At 62.5% G+C, this 16966-nt stretch carries 17 protein-coding genes; 13 read left to right on the forward strand and 4 right to left on the reverse strand.

Annotation, left to right across the window (positions count from 1 at the left end):
- Positions 1-10 precede the first annotated feature (10 nt).
- From AC4LFW_RS16360 to AC4LFW_RS16385, 6 genes are all read left to right on the forward strand, one after another.
- Entirely contained in the window at positions 11-784 is a 774-nt protein-coding gene (locus AC4LFW_RS16360; protein WP_491820405.1) for a hypothetical protein, read from the forward strand.
- 162 nt (positions 785-946) lie between these two features.
- Positions 947-1486 carry a chorismate--pyruvate lyase family protein gene (locus tag AC4LFW_RS16365; RefSeq protein WP_491820407.1) on the forward strand — a complete coding sequence of 180 codons (540 nt, stop codon included), beginning with the start codon at positions 947-949 and terminating at the stop codon, positions 1484-1486.
- A gap of 49 nt (positions 1487-1535) precedes the next feature.
- A complete protein-coding gene (gene ubiA / locus AC4LFW_RS16370) occupies positions 1536-2432 on the forward strand; it encodes a 4-hydroxybenzoate octaprenyltransferase (protein ID WP_491820408.1) in 897 nt (298 codons plus the stop codon).
- Positions 2433-2567: 135 nt separating this feature from the next.
- The gene (phoB, locus tag AC4LFW_RS16375; protein ID WP_021207221.1) at positions 2568-3257 is read left to right on the forward strand and encodes a phosphate regulon transcriptional regulator PhoB; all 690 of its coding nucleotides are present in this window, start codon (positions 2568-2570) and stop codon (positions 3255-3257) included.
- A 71-nt stretch (positions 3258-3328) separates the two neighbouring features.
- Entirely contained in the window at positions 3329-4627 is a 1299-nt protein-coding gene (gene phoR / locus AC4LFW_RS16380; protein ID WP_491820411.1) for a phosphate regulon sensor histidine kinase PhoR, read from the forward strand.
- Positions 4628-4724: 97 nt separating this feature from the next.
- Positions 4725-6077 (forward strand): hemolysin family protein, encoded by a 1353-nt coding sequence (locus AC4LFW_RS16385; protein ID WP_491820412.1) that lies wholly within the window; start codon positions 4725-4727, stop codon positions 6075-6077.
- Between the two features lie 83 nt (positions 6078-6160).
- Here AC4LFW_RS16385 and AC4LFW_RS16390 read toward each other — a convergent pair whose 3' ends face one another.
- Together AC4LFW_RS16390 and AC4LFW_RS16395 are read right to left on the reverse strand one after the other, a co-directional pair.
- On the reverse strand, positions 6161-7057 hold the full coding sequence (locus AC4LFW_RS16390; protein WP_491822154.1) for a peptidoglycan DD-metalloendopeptidase family protein: 897 nt from the start codon (positions 7055-7057) through the stop codon (positions 6161-6163).
- 162 nt (positions 7058-7219) lie between these two features.
- A complete protein-coding gene (locus AC4LFW_RS16395; protein ID WP_491820414.1) occupies positions 7220-8134 on the reverse strand; it encodes a response regulator in 915 nt (304 codons plus the stop codon).
- A 175-nt stretch (positions 8135-8309) separates the two neighbouring features.
- On the opposite strand from AC4LFW_RS16395, the gene AC4LFW_RS16400 reads away from it, so the two are divergent.
- The 6 genes from AC4LFW_RS16400 to AC4LFW_RS16425 all read left to right on the forward strand — a co-directional run bounded on the left by AC4LFW_RS16400 (position 8310) and on the right by AC4LFW_RS16425 (position 14115).
- Complete coding sequence (locus AC4LFW_RS16400; protein WP_491820415.1) at positions 8310-9104, forward strand: universal stress protein; 795 nt, start codon at positions 8310-8312, stop codon at positions 9102-9104.
- A 412-nt stretch (positions 9105-9516) separates the two neighbouring features.
- Entirely contained in the window at positions 9517-10725 is a 1209-nt protein-coding gene (locus tag AC4LFW_RS16405) for an ABC transporter substrate-binding protein (RefSeq protein ID WP_491820417.1), read from the forward strand.
- Positions 10726-10727: 2 nt separating this feature from the next.
- The gene (locus tag AC4LFW_RS16410) at positions 10728-11543 is read left to right on the forward strand and encodes an ABC transporter ATP-binding protein (protein ID WP_491820418.1); all 816 of its coding nucleotides are present in this window, start codon (positions 10728-10730) and stop codon (positions 11541-11543) included.
- Entirely contained in the window at positions 11536-12246 is a 711-nt protein-coding gene (locus AC4LFW_RS16415) for an ABC transporter ATP-binding protein (RefSeq protein WP_491820419.1), read from the forward strand. The genes AC4LFW_RS16410 and AC4LFW_RS16415 overlap by 8 nt, the downstream gene beginning before the upstream one ends.
- Positions 12246-13133, forward strand: a complete 888-nt coding sequence (locus tag AC4LFW_RS16420; protein ID WP_491820420.1) for a branched-chain amino acid ABC transporter permease — start codon at positions 12246-12248, stop codon at positions 13131-13133. Before AC4LFW_RS16415 ends, AC4LFW_RS16420 begins: the two co-directional genes overlap by 1 nt.
- A gap of 1 nt (position 13134) precedes the next feature.
- Entirely contained in the window at positions 13135-14115 is a 981-nt protein-coding gene (locus AC4LFW_RS16425) for a branched-chain amino acid ABC transporter permease (protein ID WP_491820422.1), read from the forward strand.
- 1 nt (position 14116) lies between these two features.
- On the opposite strand, the gene AC4LFW_RS16430 is transcribed toward AC4LFW_RS16425, so the two are convergent.
- Positions 14117-14887 carry a ParA family protein gene (locus AC4LFW_RS16430; RefSeq protein WP_491820423.1) on the reverse strand — a complete coding sequence of 257 codons (771 nt, stop codon included), beginning with the start codon at positions 14885-14887 and terminating at the stop codon, positions 14117-14119.
- Between the two features lie 139 nt (positions 14888-15026).
- On the opposite strand from AC4LFW_RS16430, the gene AC4LFW_RS16435 reads away from it, so the two are divergent.
- Complete coding sequence (locus tag AC4LFW_RS16435; RefSeq protein ID WP_491820425.1) at positions 15027-16091, forward strand: transporter substrate-binding domain-containing protein; 1065 nt, start codon at positions 15027-15029, stop codon at positions 16089-16091.
- A 35-nt stretch (positions 16092-16126) separates the two neighbouring features.
- Here AC4LFW_RS16435 and AC4LFW_RS16440 read toward each other — a convergent pair whose 3' ends face one another.
- Positions 16127-16921: a thymidylate synthase gene (locus tag AC4LFW_RS16440; RefSeq protein ID WP_491820426.1), complete on the reverse strand. Its 795-nt coding sequence runs from the start codon at positions 16919-16921 to the stop codon at positions 16127-16129.
- Positions 16922-16966 lie beyond the last annotated feature (45 nt).

A 16966-nucleotide genomic window follows, 5' to 3' on the forward strand; every position in this document is an offset into this window, starting at 1 on the left:
GGAACGCACAATGACCAAGAAACCGCTCGCACTCGTCACCGCTTTGCTGGCCTCTGGCCTGGCCCTGCCTGCCATCGCGCAGCAACAGAACACTGCACAACAGTCCGGCATGCAGACCCAGCAGCAAGGCGCTCAGTCTGGCATGAAGCAGGGAGGCGGCTCCTCAATTCGAGTCGGCCATGATGTTGTCGACGCGGTAGACGACGTCCGCGAAAACGTTGCCGACTTGATTGGTTCCCTGCGCCAGTCCGGCTCTACCATGGGCGTAAGCAATTGGAAGCAGAGCGACAGCCAGCTCGCACAAATGGAGCAAAAGCTCAATCAACAGATGGAACACAAGCTGGACGAAAAAGCCGAGCGTACCGACGATTACTGGAAAAGCTGGATCCGCGGAGAGGAATATAAGGTCAGCGTGACGGAGCAGGTCAACGAGCTTGCCGGCAACCTCGACGAAGTCGCCAAGATGCTCAGCGGTGCGAAAGGCCAGAAGATGCAGGAAATCGATAGCGCCGACGTCGCGAATCAGGTGGATGACTTGCAGGAAACTGTCGAGGATCTGGTCCAGGCACTGCAGGACACGGAAGGCTTGAACGTCAACCAACAGAACCTCCAGCAGGCTCAGCAGCGTCTGGACACCATGGAGAAAGAACTGGATCGCCAGGCTGACATGGCCGAAGAAGAGTGGCGCACATACGCCATGGGCGAGCAGTTCAACCCAGGCGTCCAGAAAAACATCTCCGAGCTTGCGCAGATCCTGAAGAGCCTGTTCCAGCAGGCCAGCTGATACCTGATCGCGCAATCCGTCCCACCGGCGCTGCAGGGCGCCTGGTGGGGCCCGATCGACAGCGGCACCTAACCTGTTTCCCGGGCCTGGCGTTTCCGGCCTTAAGCCCCCCATTCCCCCCATGCTAGACTCGCCGCTCCTCTTCGCTGCCCACTATTATCCGTGCCCGACTCTCAAGACTGGCAAGCCGCCGACCACCACAGCACCTCCCTCGGACCTGACCTGCACGACTGGCTCTATGTGGACAAAGGCTCGCTCACTCGCCGCCTTACCGAGCTGGCAGCCGGCGAATTCAGCGTGACGCCACTGACTGAAGGCTGGCAGATCTTGCGTAATGACGAATGCTCAGCGCTAGGCGTGGCCGACGGGAGCCAGGGCTGGGTTCGCGAGGTTTATTTGCGCGGCCATCAGCGGCCCTGGGTATTTGCTCGCAGCGTCGCCGCACGCAGCGCGCTGGAAAGGTCCGGCCTGGACCTGCCGCACCTGGGCAGCCGCTCGCTGGGGGAATTGCTGTTCAGCGATCCGGCGTTCACTCGCGGCCCGCTGCAAGCCCGACGCTATCCCGATACATGGTTGCCGCAGGAGGTCCGCCAGGCCCAGCTCTGGGCGCGCCGTTCCTGTTTCAGCCAGGGTGACCTTCGCGTGCTGGTCGCTGAAGTGTTTCTGCCGGCCCTGTGGCAGGCCGCACGGATCGCGACCTGAACCCGACACAAACTGCCCGCAACCGCCTTCACCGACCGGAGACCCTCCGATGTTCCAGAAGCTTCTGCAATCGAGCAATCGCCTCCACCCGCGCGCCTGGGACTTCATCCAGCTGATGCGCCTGGATCGCCCGATTGGCACCTACCTGCTGCTCTGGCCGACGCTCTGGGCGCTGTGGATTGCGGGCGAGGGCTCGCCCAGCGTGAAGAACATCCTGATCTTTGTTCTTGGCGTCATTCTCATGCGCGCCGCCGGATGCGTGATCAATGATTTCGCCGACCGCAACCTGGACGGCCACGTCAGCCGCACCAAGGGCCGCCCACTGGCGACCGGCAAGATCTCCTCGAAGGAAGCCTGGGTCCTCTTCGCCCTCCTCGTCGCACTGAGCTTCGTGCTGGTTCTGCTGACCAACGCGGCGACCATCTGGCTGTCTTTTGGCGCCCTCGCTGTCGCATCGCTCTACCCCTTCATGAAGCGCTACACCTACTATCCGCAGGTCGTGCTCGGGGCTGCGTTTTCCTGGGGCATGCTGATGGCCTTCACCGCCGAACGCGGCGAGCTACCCCCCGAAGCCTGGCTGCTGTTCATCGCCAACGTGGTCTGGACCGTGGGCTACGACACCTACTACGCCATGGCCGACCGCGATGACGACCTGAAAATAGGCATCAAGTCCACCGCCATCCTGTTCGGCGACGGCGACCGAGTCATTATCGCCACACTGCAAGGGCTCGCCCTGTTCTGCCTGATTCTCGCTGGCGTGCGCTTCGAACTCGGCCAGTGGTTCCACCTGGGCCTGACGATCGCAGCCGGCTGCTTCGCCTGGGAATTCTGGAAAACCCGCTCGCGCAAACCGCAAGTCTGCTTCAAGGCGTTCCTCCACAACCACTGGGCCGGGCTGGTGATTTTGGTTGGGATAATGATGGACTATGCGACGAAGGCAAGCTGACAGCTGGAAGCATCGCCGGGTTCGTCAGCTCTTTTCCTCCAGCTGCAAGCTTCTAGCTTCAGGCTGCCATGTAACATCTCTGCAACATTTCCGTTATCTAATGCCGAGCGACAATAAAACGGACCGAGAGCGGACATGAACGGCAAATGCATACTGATCGTCGATGACGAAGCGCCGATCCGGGAGATGATCGTGGTGGCGCTGGAAATGGCCGGCTACGAGTGCCTGGAAGCGGAGAACACTCAGCAGGCCCATGCGCTGATCATCGATCGCCAGCCGGACCTTATCCTGCTTGACTGGATGCTGCCCGGCACATCCGGCATCGAGCTGGCACGGCGCCTCAAGCGCGACGAGATGACCGCCAATACACCCATCATCATGCTCACCGCCAAGGATGCCGAGGACAACAAGATCCAGGGCCTGGAAGTGGGCGCCGACGACTACATCACCAAGCCCTTCTCGCCACGCGAGCTGGTGGCGCGCCTGAAGGCCGTGCTGCGTCGCGCAGCCCCCAGCGACAACGAGACACCGATCGAGATCGGTGGCCTGCTGTTGGACCCCATCAGCCACCGAGTCACCATCGACGGCACGCCAGCCGACATGGGCCCCACCGAGTACCGGCTGCTGCAGTTCTTCATGACCCACCAGGAGCGCGCCTATACCCGCGGGCAGTTGCTCGATCAGGTCTGGGGCGGCAATGTGTACGTCGAAGAGCGCACCGTGGACGTGCATATCCGCCGTCTGCGCAAAGCCCTGGGCGAAACCTATGAAAACCTGGTGCAGACCGTCCGCGGCACCGGCTATCGTTTTTCCACCAAGAGCTGAACACGCCTTGCGTCAGCTGGCGTTTTAGATGAATTCCGGCCGGCCTCAAGCTGCCTCAAGGAGCGTTAGCGGTGAATCAAGACTGGCAAGGCGCTCTGGTGCGTCGCCTGCTGTTGATAGTGGCTGTATGCCTGCTGGCCGGTCTGGCCACCGGCGAGTACGCCTGGGCGCTGGTGATCGGCCTGACCGGTTACCTGGGCTGGACCCTGCGCCAGGTCCGTCGGCTGCTGCTGTGGCTCAAGGACCAGGCGGACCAACCCCCGCCAGATAGTCATGGCATCTGGGGCGAAATTTTCGACAACCTGTACCAGCTCCAGCGCCGCGATCTGCGCCTGCGGGCGCAACTGCAGTCGGTGATCGACCGAGTACAGGGCTCGACGACCGCGCTCAGGGATGCAGTCATCATGCTCGACAGCGATGGCAACCTGGAGTGGTGGAACCCCGCCGCCGAACGCCTGCTGGGCCTGAAGAAGCCGCAGGATACCGGCCACCCGGTAACCAATCTGGTGCGCCACCCAAGCTTCAAGGAGTACTTCGACAAGGGTCGTCACGAGGAACCGCTGGAGTTGTCTTCGCCAGTCAACAACCGACTCTGGCTGCAGATCACCATTACCCGCTACGGCAACAGCGAGCACCTGATGGTGGTGCGCGATATCACGCGACTCCATCAGCTGGAGCAGATGCGCAAGGACTTCGTCGCCAACGTCTCCCATGAGCTGCGCACCCCGCTGACAGTGATCGCCGGCTACCTGGAGACAATGCTGGAGCACACCGACGAGATGCCGCCGCGCTGGCCACGGGCACTGAACCAGATGAACCAGCAGGCCGGTCGCATGCAACACCTGCTCAACGACCTGCTCCTGCTGGCCAAGCTGGAAGCGACCAGCCCGCCGACCAACACCCAGCCAGTGGCCGTTGCCAAGCTGCTCGAGTCGATCAAGGCCGATGCCCAGGCACTTTCCGCGGAACGCAACCACCGGATCACCCTTGACGCCGATGCAACCCTGCGACTCAAGGGCAGTGAGAGCGAACTGCGCAGTGCCTTCTCCAACCTGATATTCAACGCGGTCAAATACACCCCGGACAACGGCGAGGTTCATATTCGCTGGTGGTGCAACGAGCACGGCGCCCATCTGGCAGTGCAGGATTCGGGCATCGGTATCGAATCCAAGCACCTGCCCCGCCTGACCGAGCGCTTCTACCGGGTCGACTCCAGTCGCGCCAGCAATACCGGCGGTACCGGTCTCGGTCTGGCCATCGTCAAGCATGTGCTGCTGCGCCACCAGGGCCGTCTGGATGTGAACAGTACGCCGGGCCAGGGCAGCGTCTTCACCTGCCACTTTCCACTGACTCAGGCCACGGTGGTCTGACGCCGCGTAACCGGCCGGCACCTGCAGCCTGCCGGGTCCTTGAAATAACCCCGATGCGGCCCCATTCTTGGGCCGTCTCTGACTACCCGACAGCCTAATGGACCCTTCCCCCAGTATTGCCGCCAGCTACGCCGCCCCCTCCTATTTCGCCGATTTCGGTCTGATACTTTTTGCGCTCTTTCTGGTCCTGCTCAACGGCTTTTTCGTGGCGGCAGAGTTCGCCATGGTCAAGCTGCGTGCCACCAAGGTCGAGGCAATCGCCAAGCAGCACGGCTGGCGCGGGCACATCCTGCGCAAGGTGCACAGCCAGCTGGATGCCTACCTGTCGGCCTGTCAGCTTGGCATCACCCTGGCTTCGCTGGGCCTCGGCTGGGTCGGTGAGCCGGCATTCGCCCACCTGCTCGAGCCGGTACTGGCCGCGGCGGGCATCCAGTCTCAGGCCGTCGTGCATGGCATCGCCTTCTTCACGGCGTTCTTCATCATTTCCTACCTGCACATCGTGGTCGGCGAGTTGGCGCCCAAGTCCTGGGCGATCCGCAAGCCCGAACTGCTGTCGCTGTGGACGGCCGCACCGCTGTACCTCTTCTATTGGGCCATGTACCCGGCCATCTACCTGCTCAATGCCAGCGCCAACGCCATCCTGCGACTTGCCGGACAAGGCGAGCCCGGCAGTCATCATGAACACCACTACAGTCGCGAAGAACTCAAGCTGATCCTGCATTCCAACCGCGCCCTGGACCCGGCGAACCAGGACATCAAGGTGCTCGCCTCGGCGGTGGAAATGAGCGAGCTGGAGGTGGCCGACTGGGCCAACTCGCGCGAAGACCTGCTGCAGCTCGAGCACGACGCCTCGCTGGCGGAAATCCTGGACCTGATTCGCCGCCACAAATTCAGCCGTTACCCTGTGTACGACACTGAACAGGGCGACTACATCGGCCTGCTGCACATCAAGGATCTGCTGCTGGCCCTGGCCAGCGACGAGAAACTGGCTGAGCATTTCAACCTTGCCGATCTTCTGCGACCGCTGGAGCGGGTGCCGCGCTACCTGCCCCTGAATGTCCTGCTGGATCAGTTCCGCCAGGGCGGTGCCCATTTCGTGCTGGTAGAAGAAGGAGACCACAAGGTGGTGGGTTTCCTGACCATGGAGGACGTGCTGGAAGTGCTGGTGGGCGATATCCAGGACGAACACCGCAAGACCGAACGAGGCATTCTCGCCTACCAGCCCGGCAAGCTGCTGGTACGCGGTGACACCCCGCTGTTCAAGCTCGAGCGCCTGCTCGGCGTGGACCTGGACCATATCGAGGCCGACACCCTCGCCGGGCTGATCTACGAGACCCTAAAGCGCGTCCCTGAAGAAAACGAGGAGCTGCTGGTCGACGACCTGCAGATCGTGGTCAAGAAAATGCGCGGGCCAAAAATCGTGCTGGCCAAGGTGTTGAAGCAGGACTAGCTGGGTTGGATAGCTTGGCGGCTTGTGAGTCGCTTAAAACCGCTTCCACTGGCCGCTTGTCGCGTTAGCCGTGTCCGGCAGCTTCAATCACCACCCACCGCAAAATTCGGCAGGCTGTTGACCGGCTGTGAGAAGTCGAAGGGAATGGATTCGACCGCCAGGCCCACGTTGCGCTGCACCACGAAGTGCAGGTGCGGACCGGTGCTGTTGCCGGTGTTGCCGGAGCGGGCGATGCGCGCGCCAGTCTGGACACGCTGGCCCTCCCGCACGCTGACCGACCCCTGCATCAGGTGCAGGTAGACGCCCATGGTGCCGTCATCGTGGAGGATCCGTACGTAGTTACCGGACGGGTTGTTGCCACGCCCGCTCTGGCTGTTCTCCACTCGCACCACCACCCCACCGCGTGCCGCAACGATGGGGGTTCCTTCGGGCATGGCGATGTCGGCGGCGTAGCGGCCTTTGGGGGTGAAGTGGCTGTACTTGCCGTTGGCGCCCTGCGTCAGGCGGAACGGGCCGCCGTGCCAGGGCAGGGGATATTTGTAAGGCTTGGGAATCAGTCGTGGATCGCCCAGGGCGTGGCGCAGCTTGGGCGTGTATTTCAACGGCTTCGACGGATCGAGCGGCGCAAGAGTCGCCAGGCGGATCTGGCTGCGTGGCGGCAACACCCAGCGGATCGGCTTGTCCGGCACGCCAACGGCGTTCTGCACACCGGTCAGTTTGAGTTCGACATCCACCGGAGCGTACAGGTCGTTACGCACCAGCAAGGTCTCGCCGCCTGCATGTTTGCGGGTTTCCAGTTTCACCTGGGCATCGATTTTCTCGACCATCCGATCGTTGAAGGTGAACACGCTCGCGCCCGGTGCGGCCTGGTCGCTGTAGGTGACCACGCCGTTGGCGTCGGTGTACTTGTAGATGGTCAGGGCTGAGGCGGACGAGGCCAGCCAGAACAACCCAAGAGCAAGAATGGTGCGCCCCAACATAACGGCAGACTTCATGTGGTTATGTATTCAGAGGCCCGCAGACTAGCAGCGCAACGGAGCTGACGCGAGCCGCCGACCGTCGGGCTGTGAGATCGTTCATTAACCGCCCCAATCAATCGGACGAACGGACCCTGTCAGAGCTGAGCCGTACTCCCGAAAAACTCAGGCTCCCGGTACGAAATGCCGCTGCGCCGTACCCCGGGCAATCAGGCGGGACAGGTAGTCGAGCTTCTGCGGATCGCGATCGACGAAGCGAAAAGTCAATTGCAGCCATTCGCTGTCGGGCTTGGGCTCCAGCGCTGCGACGGCATGCAGATAGCCATTGAGACGGGCAACCTCGCCGCCTTCGCCCTGCTCCAGATCCAGTACCGCGCTTTCCAGTACCTGTGGCAGCGCCTCACCGCGCCTGACCACCAGCAATCCCTCCTTGAGGCTTAGCGCCTTGATCACACAGGGAAGCGTTCCGGTCGCCAGCCGCAGCTGGCCCTGACCACGACCGCCATTGGCGGAAGAGGGTTTGGCGGCGCCGGGCTGGGTCAGCGGTGCCGCAAAACCGGGCGCAGGCGAAACGGTCGGCGCCGCGGTAGCCGGCTTGATCACTTCTGCCTTGCCACCGGTAAGCGCTGCCAAGGAGTCATTGGCCATCCCGGTATTTGTCGGCCGTGGCGGGGCGCTGGCAGCGAGCGCATCGAGCTTGCCGGCCCTGCCGAGCGCCTTGCGCACCTTGGTGGTCAGCTGTTCGTTGCTGAACGGTTTGCCGATGAAGTCGGAGACCCCGGACTGGATCGCCTGGACTACGTTTTCCTTGTCGCCGCGGCTGGTGACCATGATGAACGGCGTGGTCTTCAGATTCTCATGGGCGCGACACCAGGTAAGCAGTTCGAGCCCGGACATCTCGGGCATTTCCCAGTCACAGAGGATCAGATCGAAACGGTCGCGATCGAGCATCTGCTGGGCCTTGCGTCCGTTGACTGCCTCCTCGATACGGATGCCCGGAAAGTGGCTGCGCAGCCCTTTTTTCACCAGATCCCGGATGAAAGGTGCGTCATCCACTACCAGCACACTGACCTTGCTCATCAATCGCTCCTGCTCGAATGGTCGCCAGCATAGCGGTAGCTGCCGGTTGAAAAAAGCACAGCCGCCCTGTGCGGCTGGTTTTCTGCGACAGGAACCCTGCGACGGCGAGGGTGCGGACAAGCATCCAATGGCGCGGCATACTCACCCGGTATCCATAGCCGTCCCGGGACCCTTCATGCCTCAGCACATCCTCGTCGCCCATGATCTAAGCCGGGAAGCCGACGTGGCGTTACGCCGCGCAGCCGCCCTGGCGAAACAGATTGGCGCTCGACTGAGCGTGCTGCATGTTATGCACGAGCACGCCGATGGTGACGCTGAACAGCAGGCGCGCGGCGAGCTGCAGGCCCAGCTCGATGCTACTGGCCTGGGCGAACCGAGGCTCTGGCTTCGCCGGGGCGGTGTGGTAGAAGAATTGCTCACCCAGGCAACAGGGCTCGAGGCGGACCTGCTGGTCGTGGGTCGCCACCATCGCCGACAACCGCAAGGCTTTGCCGGCACCACACTGGAGCGCATCCTGCTCGCCTGCCCGATGCCGCTCCTGTTGGCCGTCAGTCCCGCCGCGTCATACCACCGTGCGCTGGCGGCGCTGGACTATTCACGCTGCGCCAGCCGTGCCCTGCAGAGCGCCTGGCAACTGCTGCCTGCGATGGCCGAACTGACCGCGCTGAATATTCACGAAGTCGCCGAGGTGCATGGCGCCGACGATGGAGAGCTGGCACTGCAGCAGGAGCTGTTTGACCAACTGGTGGCCGACCTGCGCAGCAACTTGGCCGACAACGGTGCTCGTCTGAACCCGAGCCTTCGCCAGGGCGAACGCAACAACTGCCTGGAAGCTGCCATCGCTGAGCTGCAACCGCAACTGCTCGCACTGGGCGGTCACAGCCGTGGGGAAGTAAGTAACGCCCTGCTCGGCAGCCTGACCCGGCAGTATCTCGACCAACCGCCCTGCGATGTGCTGATCGCCCATTGACTCCGCAGGCGCAAGCCGCGTTGCGCCCGTAGGTCCGGGCCCCAGGTACATAGATCGTCATCCCGTCCCGCATGTCGCGGGCGGCTCGGCCATGCCTCTGAGCGATGCGCGGTTGCGCTTGCCGAAACCCCTGCTACGTTTAGAGCTACAAACAATAACAAGACAGATCGCATGCCAGCCCAGACCACCATGCTGCAGTTCCGGGGCTTTCGGCGACCCGTGCCCGTCCGGCACTGGAGCCGTCTGCAACGGCACGAACCAACGGCTCCGTCCGTACGGCGAACCTTTTGTGATGCTGGCGCACCTGTCCTCAGACCGGCTGCACCCTACCCGCTTTTCCAACCGAACCGTTCAGCTCGTGGCAATCCACGAGCCGTGCTGTAAGCGGTCGACCCCAGCAAGGAGACAGGCGATGAAGCTTCTGGCAATTGCAACGGCAGTGATGGGCGCGGCAACCACCCTACCGGCGTCGGCTGCGGAGATATCCGACGGCAAGGTGAAGATCGGCATTCTCAATGACCAGTCCGGGGTCTACGCCGACTTCGGAGGCAAATGGTCCTACGAGGCGGCCAAGATGGCAGCCGAGGATTTCGGCGGGACCGTTCAAGGCGCACCGATCGAGATCGTCACCGCCGACCACCAGAACAAGCCGGACATTGCTTCGAACATCGCTCGGCAGTGGTACGACCGTGAAGAGGTCGACTCGATCATGGAGCTGACCACCTCCTCCGTGGCGCTGGCCGTGCAGGGCATCTCCAGGGACAAGAAGAAGATCGACCTGGTAACCGGCGCTGCCACCACCGAGCTGACCGGCAAGCAGTGCTCGCCCTACGGCTTTCACTGGGCCTATGACACCCATGCGCTGGCGGTGGGCACAGGTGGTGCGCTCGTTTCCCAGGGTGGCGACAGCTGGTACTTCCTGACCGCCGATTACGCGTTCGGCTATTCGCTGGAAGAGCAGACCAGCCAGTTCGTCAAGAACAAGGGCGGTGAAATCAAGGGCTCGGTGCGCCATCCGCTGGCAACCAACGACTACTCGTCCTTCCTGCTGCAAGCGCAGGCATCGGGCGCCGAAGTGATCGGCCTCGCCAACGCGGGGCTGGATACCGCCAACGCGATCAAGCAGGCCGCCGAGTTCGGCATCGTCGCCAGTGGACAGCGACTGGCAGCCTTGCTCTTTACCCTCTCCGAGGTGCATGGGCTGGGCCTGAACGCCGCGCAGGGCCTGACGCTGACCGAAAGCTTTTATTGGGACCGCGACGACAAGTCCCGCGAGTTCGCACAGCGCTTCTTCAAACGCACCGGCCGGATGCCGAACATGGTTCATGCCGGCACCTATTCGGGCGTGATGCAGTACCTCAAGGCCATCGACAAAACCGGCACCGACGAAACCGAAGCGGTGGCCAAGGCCATGCACGAGATGCCAGTGGACGACGTATTCGCCCGCAACGCCAAGGTCGGTGCCAACGGGCGGCTCATCAGCGACGTCTACCTGATGGAGGTGAAGAAGCCGGACGAGAGCAAGGAGCCCTGGGATTACTACAAGGTGCTTGCCACGGTTCCCGGCGACGAGGCGTATATCGATCCAGCCAAAAGCGGCTGCGACCTGGCCAAGCAATAAGCATGGCGAGCAGCGCTCACCCCGCCGCCGGGCGTGATACCGCAGCCAAGAGCGACGCTTCGCCCGCGCGAGGCGTCGTGCTCTCGGCCCGTGGCCTGCGTCGGGACTTCGGCGGTTTCGTCGCGGTGAACAACGTTGACCTCGATATCCACCATGCCCGCGTCCACGCCTTGATCGGCCCCAACGGCGCAGGCAAGACCACCGTGTTCAACCTGCTGACCAAGTTTCTTCAACCCACCAGCGGAAGCATCCAGCTGCTCGGCCATGACATCACCCGCACCGACCCGGCCAAGGTGGCGCGCATGGGGCTGGTGCGGTCGTTTCAGATCTCGGCGGTATTTCCGCACCTGAGCGTTCTGGAAAACGTGCGGGTTGCGCTGCAACGGCCCGGTGGGCTGGCTACGCAATTCTGGCTGCCGCTGCGCTCGCTGAACCGGCTCAACGAACGCGCCATGGCGCTGATCGAGTCGGTCGGCCTGCAGGACGCCTGGCAGAGCCCCGCTGCCGATCTGTCCTACGGTCGCAAACGAGTCCTGGAGATCGCGACCACATTGGCGCTTGAGCCAAAGGTACTGCTGCTGGACGAGCCGATGGCCGGGATGGGCCATGAAGACGTTCGCATCGTGTCCGAGCTGATCCGCGAAGTGGCGCGTGACCGGGCCATCCTGATGGTGGAGCACAATCTCAAGGTGGTCGCCGATCTCTGTGATGAGGTCACGGTGCTGCAGCGCGGGGAGATCCTTACATCGGGTGATTACCAGACCGTCAGCCGGGACGCCCGCGTGCGAGAAGCCTATATGGGGACGGACGATGACTGAGGCCAGGGCATTGCTGAGTATTCGCGAGCTGAATGCCTGGTACGGCGAAAGCCATGCCTTGCATGGCATTGACCTGGACGTGCACCAGGGCGAGACCGTGACCCTGCTCGGCCGCAACGGCGTAGGCAAAACCACGGCGCTGCGCTCCATCATGGGCATCATCCGCAAGCGCAGCGGAACCATCCACTTCGATGGCCAGGACATGATGCGCGTACCGCTGCACCGTACCGCACACACGGGCATGGGCTTCGTGCCCGAGGAGCGTGGCATCTTTGCCACCCTGACTGTGGACGAAAACCTCACCCTGCCACCAATCATCGCCAAGGGAGGGATGAGCACCAACGAGATCTATCAACTATTTCCTAACCTCGAGGAGCGGCGTAACAGCCCGGGTACCAAGCTGTCGGGTGGGGAGCAGCAGATGCTGGCGATTGCCCGGATTCTGCGCACCGGCGCGAAACTGTTACTGCTCGACGAACCCACCGAAGGCCTGGCACCGGTGATCGTCCAGCGCATCGGCGATGTGCTGCTGACCCTCAAGCAGCGCGGGATGACCATCCTCCTGGTGGAGCAGAATTTCCGCTTCGCCAGCAAGGTCGCGGATCGTTTCTACCTGGTCGACCACGGGCGGATCGTCGACAACTTCCACGTCGATGAACTGCCCGGTCGCATGACCATACTCAACGAAACCCTGGGGGTCTGATGACGGCGATTTTCGGCGTACCTATTCAGGCCTTTCTCGGTCAGCTGCTTATCGGGCTGATCAACGGCTCCTTTTACGCCATGCTCAGCCTGGGCCTGGCGATCATCTTCGGCCTGCTCAAGGTGATCAACTTCGCCCACGGCGCGCAATACATGATGGGCGCCTTTGCCGGTTACCTGCTGCTTGCGGTACTCGGCATCGGCTACTGGCCGGCATTGATCCTCGCGCCGCTGATCGTAGGGCTTGTCGGCGCCGGGATAGAGCGCTTCGCACTGTCGCGGCTGTACAACCTGGATCATCTCTATAGCCTGCTGTTCACCTTTGGCCTGGCCCTCGCACTGGAGGGCACCTTCCGCTACTACTACGGTTCCTCGGGCCAGCCATACGCCGTGCCGGATCTGCTGTCCGGCGGCTACAACCTGGGCTTCATGTTCCTGCCCAAATACCGCGCCTGGGTAGTGATCGCGTCCATGATCATCTGCCTGAGCACCTGGCTGCTGATCGAGAAAACCAAGTTGGGCGCCTACCTGCGCGCCGCGACGGAAAATCCCACGCTGGTGCGCACCTTCGGCATCAACGTACCGTTGCTGCTGACCTTCACCTATGGCCTTGGCGCCGGCCTGGCGGGGCTGGCCGGAATACTCGCCGCGCCGATCTATCAGGTCAGCCCGCTGATGGGCTCGAACCTGATCATCGTGGTGTTTGCCGTCGTGGTGGTCGGCGGGATGGGCTCGATCCTCGGCGCGATCATCACCGGCTACATGCTCGGTATTCTCGAGGGACTGACCAAGGTCTTCTACCCGGAAGCCTCCAACATCGTGATCTTCGTGGTCATGGCCATCGTGCTGCTCGTGCGTCCCGCCGGCCTTATGGGAAAGGATGCCTGACATGACCCCAACCACGAACCCGCTCGCCAAGCGCAGCCGCTGGAACGCCGAGACGATAATGATCCTGCTCGGCATCGTCGCGCTGGTGCTGGCGCCCCTGCACTTCTACCCCGTTTTCCTGATGAAAGTGATGTGTTTCGCGCTGTTCGCCTGCGCCTTCAATCTGCTGCTGGGCTATGCCGGCATTCTCTCGTTCGGCCATGCGGCGTTCTTTGGCGGCGCTGCCTACTTCACCGCCCACGCGGTCAAGGAATGGGGCCTGACGCCGGAGCTGGGCATCCTGGTCGGGGTGTCCGGCGCCGCGCTACTCGGCCTGGTGATCGGCTTTCTGGCGATCCGGCGACAGGGCATCTACTCGACGATGATTACCCTCGCGCTGTCGCAGATGTTCTTCTTTTTCTGCCTGCAGGCGCCCTTCACCCATGGCGAAGACGGCATCCAGGGCATCCCGCGTGGCCACCTGTTCGGCCTGATCGATCTGAAGGAACCGCTGCACATGTATTTCTTCGTGCTCAGCGTGTTCCTGCTGGGGATGCTGGCGATCTGGCGGATCGTCAATTCGCCCTTCGGCATGATTCTCAAATCGATACGCGAAAACGAAAGCCGCGCCATCTCCCTCGGCTATTCGGTGACGCGCTACAAGCTCGGCGCCTTCGTCATGTCAGCGGCGCTGGCCGGACTGGCCGGTGGACTGAAAGCGCTGGTGTTCCAGTTCGCCACCCTCACTGACGTGAGCTGGCAGATGTCAGGTGAAGTGGTGCTGATGACCCTGCTCGGGGGCATCGGCACCCTGGTCGGGCCGGTGTTCGGCGCCGCCCTGGTGACCAGCTTAGGCAACTACTTCGCCACATCCGAGCTGCCGGTCACGCTGCTCACCGGCGTCATCTTCATGGTCTGCGTGCTGGTTTTTCGCCGGGGCATCGTCGGGGAGCTCTATGCTTCGCGCCTGGGCCGCCGAATCGAGCAGTCCCGGGACGAATGAATCAGTGCCCTTCCAGATGCCCGTGCAGCTCGATGAACTGCTGGGTCAGTTTGTGCCGGGGATCGAAATGGATCAGCGGCATGCACGCCTGATGGGACTCGCGCATCCGTACCGAACTCATCAGGTGCACCGGCAGCACGGGTAGGCCCTCGGTCAGCAGCTCGTCGATCATCTGCTGCGGCAGTGCGGCGCGTGGCTGGAACTGGTTGACCACGATGCCTTCGACCTCGAGCCCCTCGTTGTGGTCTTCCTGCAGCTCCTCGATCTCAGCCAGCAGGCTGTACAGCGCCTGACGCGAAAAACTGTCGCAGTCGAAGGGAATCAGGCAGCGATCCGCACCGATCAATGCCGAGACGGTGAAGAAATTCAACGCAGGCGGTGTGTCGAGATAGATGCGTTCGTATTCTTCCGACAGGCTTTCCAGCAACTTTCGCAGTTTGTTGATCTTGTGCTTGGCTTCGAGCTTCGGCTGCAGGTCCGCCAGTTCGGCGTTGGCGGCGATCAGATGCAGATTCTCGAACGGCGTTTCAAAGATCGGCGGCCGAGCCTTCTTGCCGGACGCGCCACCGGCAAGCACCTGCTTGAAGTAGTCAGCAATCCCGGTGGGCAACGCATCGCCGGTGAGCCCCGACAGGTAGTGGCTGGAGTTGGCCTGGGCATCGAGGTCGATCAGCAGGGTGCGATAGCCCTGTGATGCACTCACCGCCGCCAGGTTGCAGGCAATGCTCGATTTGCCAACCCCGCCTTTCTGATTGAACACAACCCGTCGCATGCTTCGTCCTCTGATCATGGTTTCACCCGAGTCTATACAACGCAGATGGTGTTCTGGCGACTTTACATGCACAGGTCGCGTGGCGGACCCACCGTTCAGCTTTGTTACTCTGGTCCGAAACGACAACGAGGAAAGACATGTGCAGAGGTTTCTGATCGCATTGCTGTTCGCTGTGATGGGCCAGCAGGCCTTCGCCCAATCAGGAGACGAGGTATTGCGGGTGGGCATCACCGAAGTCCCACCTTTCGTCATCCACGAGGCAGACGGCAGCTGGAGCGGCATCAGCATCGACCTGTGGGAAGCGATCGCCGAGCAGGAGGGTTATCGCTACGAGCTGCAACCCTTGCCATTCGACCAGCTGTTGACTGGCCTGCAAGGCGACCAGCTGGATGTGGTGGTCGGTGCGTTGACCATGACCGCTAGCCGTGAGGCCCTGGTCGACTTCACCCATCCCTTCTACCGCACCGGGCTGGCGATTGGCGTCCCGCAGGATCAGGAAGGCGGCGGCTGGAGTGCGGTCCGTGCGTTGTTTTCCTGGCAGTTCGCAAGCCTGGTATTGGGGCTCGGAGCGTTACTGCTGATGGTCGGTGCATTGCTCTGGCTGTTCGAACGCAGGCGCAACCGCGAGCAGTTCGGCGGCAGCTCGGTAGAAGGGCTCGGCAACAGCTTCTGGTGGGCCGCGGTGACCATGACCACGGTCGGCTACGGCGACAAGGCGCCGGTCACGCTGGGCGGTCGACTGATCGCCATCGTCTGGATGTTCGCCGCCTTGATCATGGTGTCGACCTTTACCGCAGCGGTCACCAGCACCTTGACGGTCGGCAGCCTGAAGAGTGGCCTGCAGAGTCCGGACGACCTGCGCAGCGCACACGTTGCGACGGTGGACGGCACCGTCAGCGCAGGCTACCTACAGGAAAATCGCATTCGCGCCACCGCCTACTCCGATCTCGGCCAGGCCATCAGTGCCGTGCTCGACGGCCAGGCGGAAGCGGTGGTGTATGACCAGCCAATACTCCAGTACCGCAACACGGAATTGCAGGGCGAAGGCCTGCGGCTGCTTCCCGGCATTTTCGAGCAGCAGTCCTACGCCTTTGCAGTGCCCGCTGGCAGCCCCTACCGGGAGCCGCTGAGCCAGGCGATCCTGGACATCACCAACAGCGCACGCTGGCAGGACATGCAGGCGCGCTATCTCGGCGAACGGTGATCGTAGCGCCGCCGGCAAGCCGAGCGGCGCAGTGCTCAGACGGCGACGGGCGCCTTGATGTGCGGATGGGCCTCGTACCCCACCAGCTCGAAATCCTCGAAGCGGAAGGCGAACAGGTCTTTCACCTCGGGATTGAGCTTCATCTGCGGCAGTGGCAGCGGCTCGCGGGTCAGCTGCAGGTCGGCCTGTTCCAGATGGTTGGCGTAGAGGTGGCAATCGCCGCCGCTCCAGATGAACTCACCCGGCTGCAGGTCGCAGACCTGGGCCACCATCAAGGTCAGCAGTGCATAGCTGGCGATATTGAACGGTACGCCAAGGAAGATATCAGCCGAACGTTGGTACAGCTGGCAGCTGAGCTTGCCTTCCGCAACATAGAACTGGAACAGCGCGTGGCACGGCGGCAGCGCCATCTGGTCGACCAGCGCGGGGTTCCAGGCCGAGACAATCAGGCGCCGCGAATCAGGATTCTTGCGGATCATCGCCAGCAGATTGGCGATCTGATCGACCGATTCACCGTTGGGTGCCGGCCAGCTGCGCCATTGGTAACCGTAGACCGGGCCGAGCTCGCCGTTCTCGTCGGCCCACTCGTCCCAGATACGCACGCCGTTTTCCTGCAGGTACTTGATGTTGGTGTCGCCCTGCAGAAACCACAGCAGTTCATGGATGATCGACTTGAGGTGGCATTTCTTGGTGGTCACCAGCGGAAAGCCCTCGGCCAGGTCGAAACGCATCTGGTGGCCGAATACGCTGTAGGTCCCGGTACCGGTGCGATCGCTCTTGAAGGTTCCGTTGTCGCGCACGTGGCGCATCAGGTCGAGATACTGTTTCATCGATGGGCTCGAAGCGGGCGCCTGGGCGCGGTGAAAGGAAACCTG

The organism is Stutzerimonas sp. C6.4V (assembly GCF_058536345.1).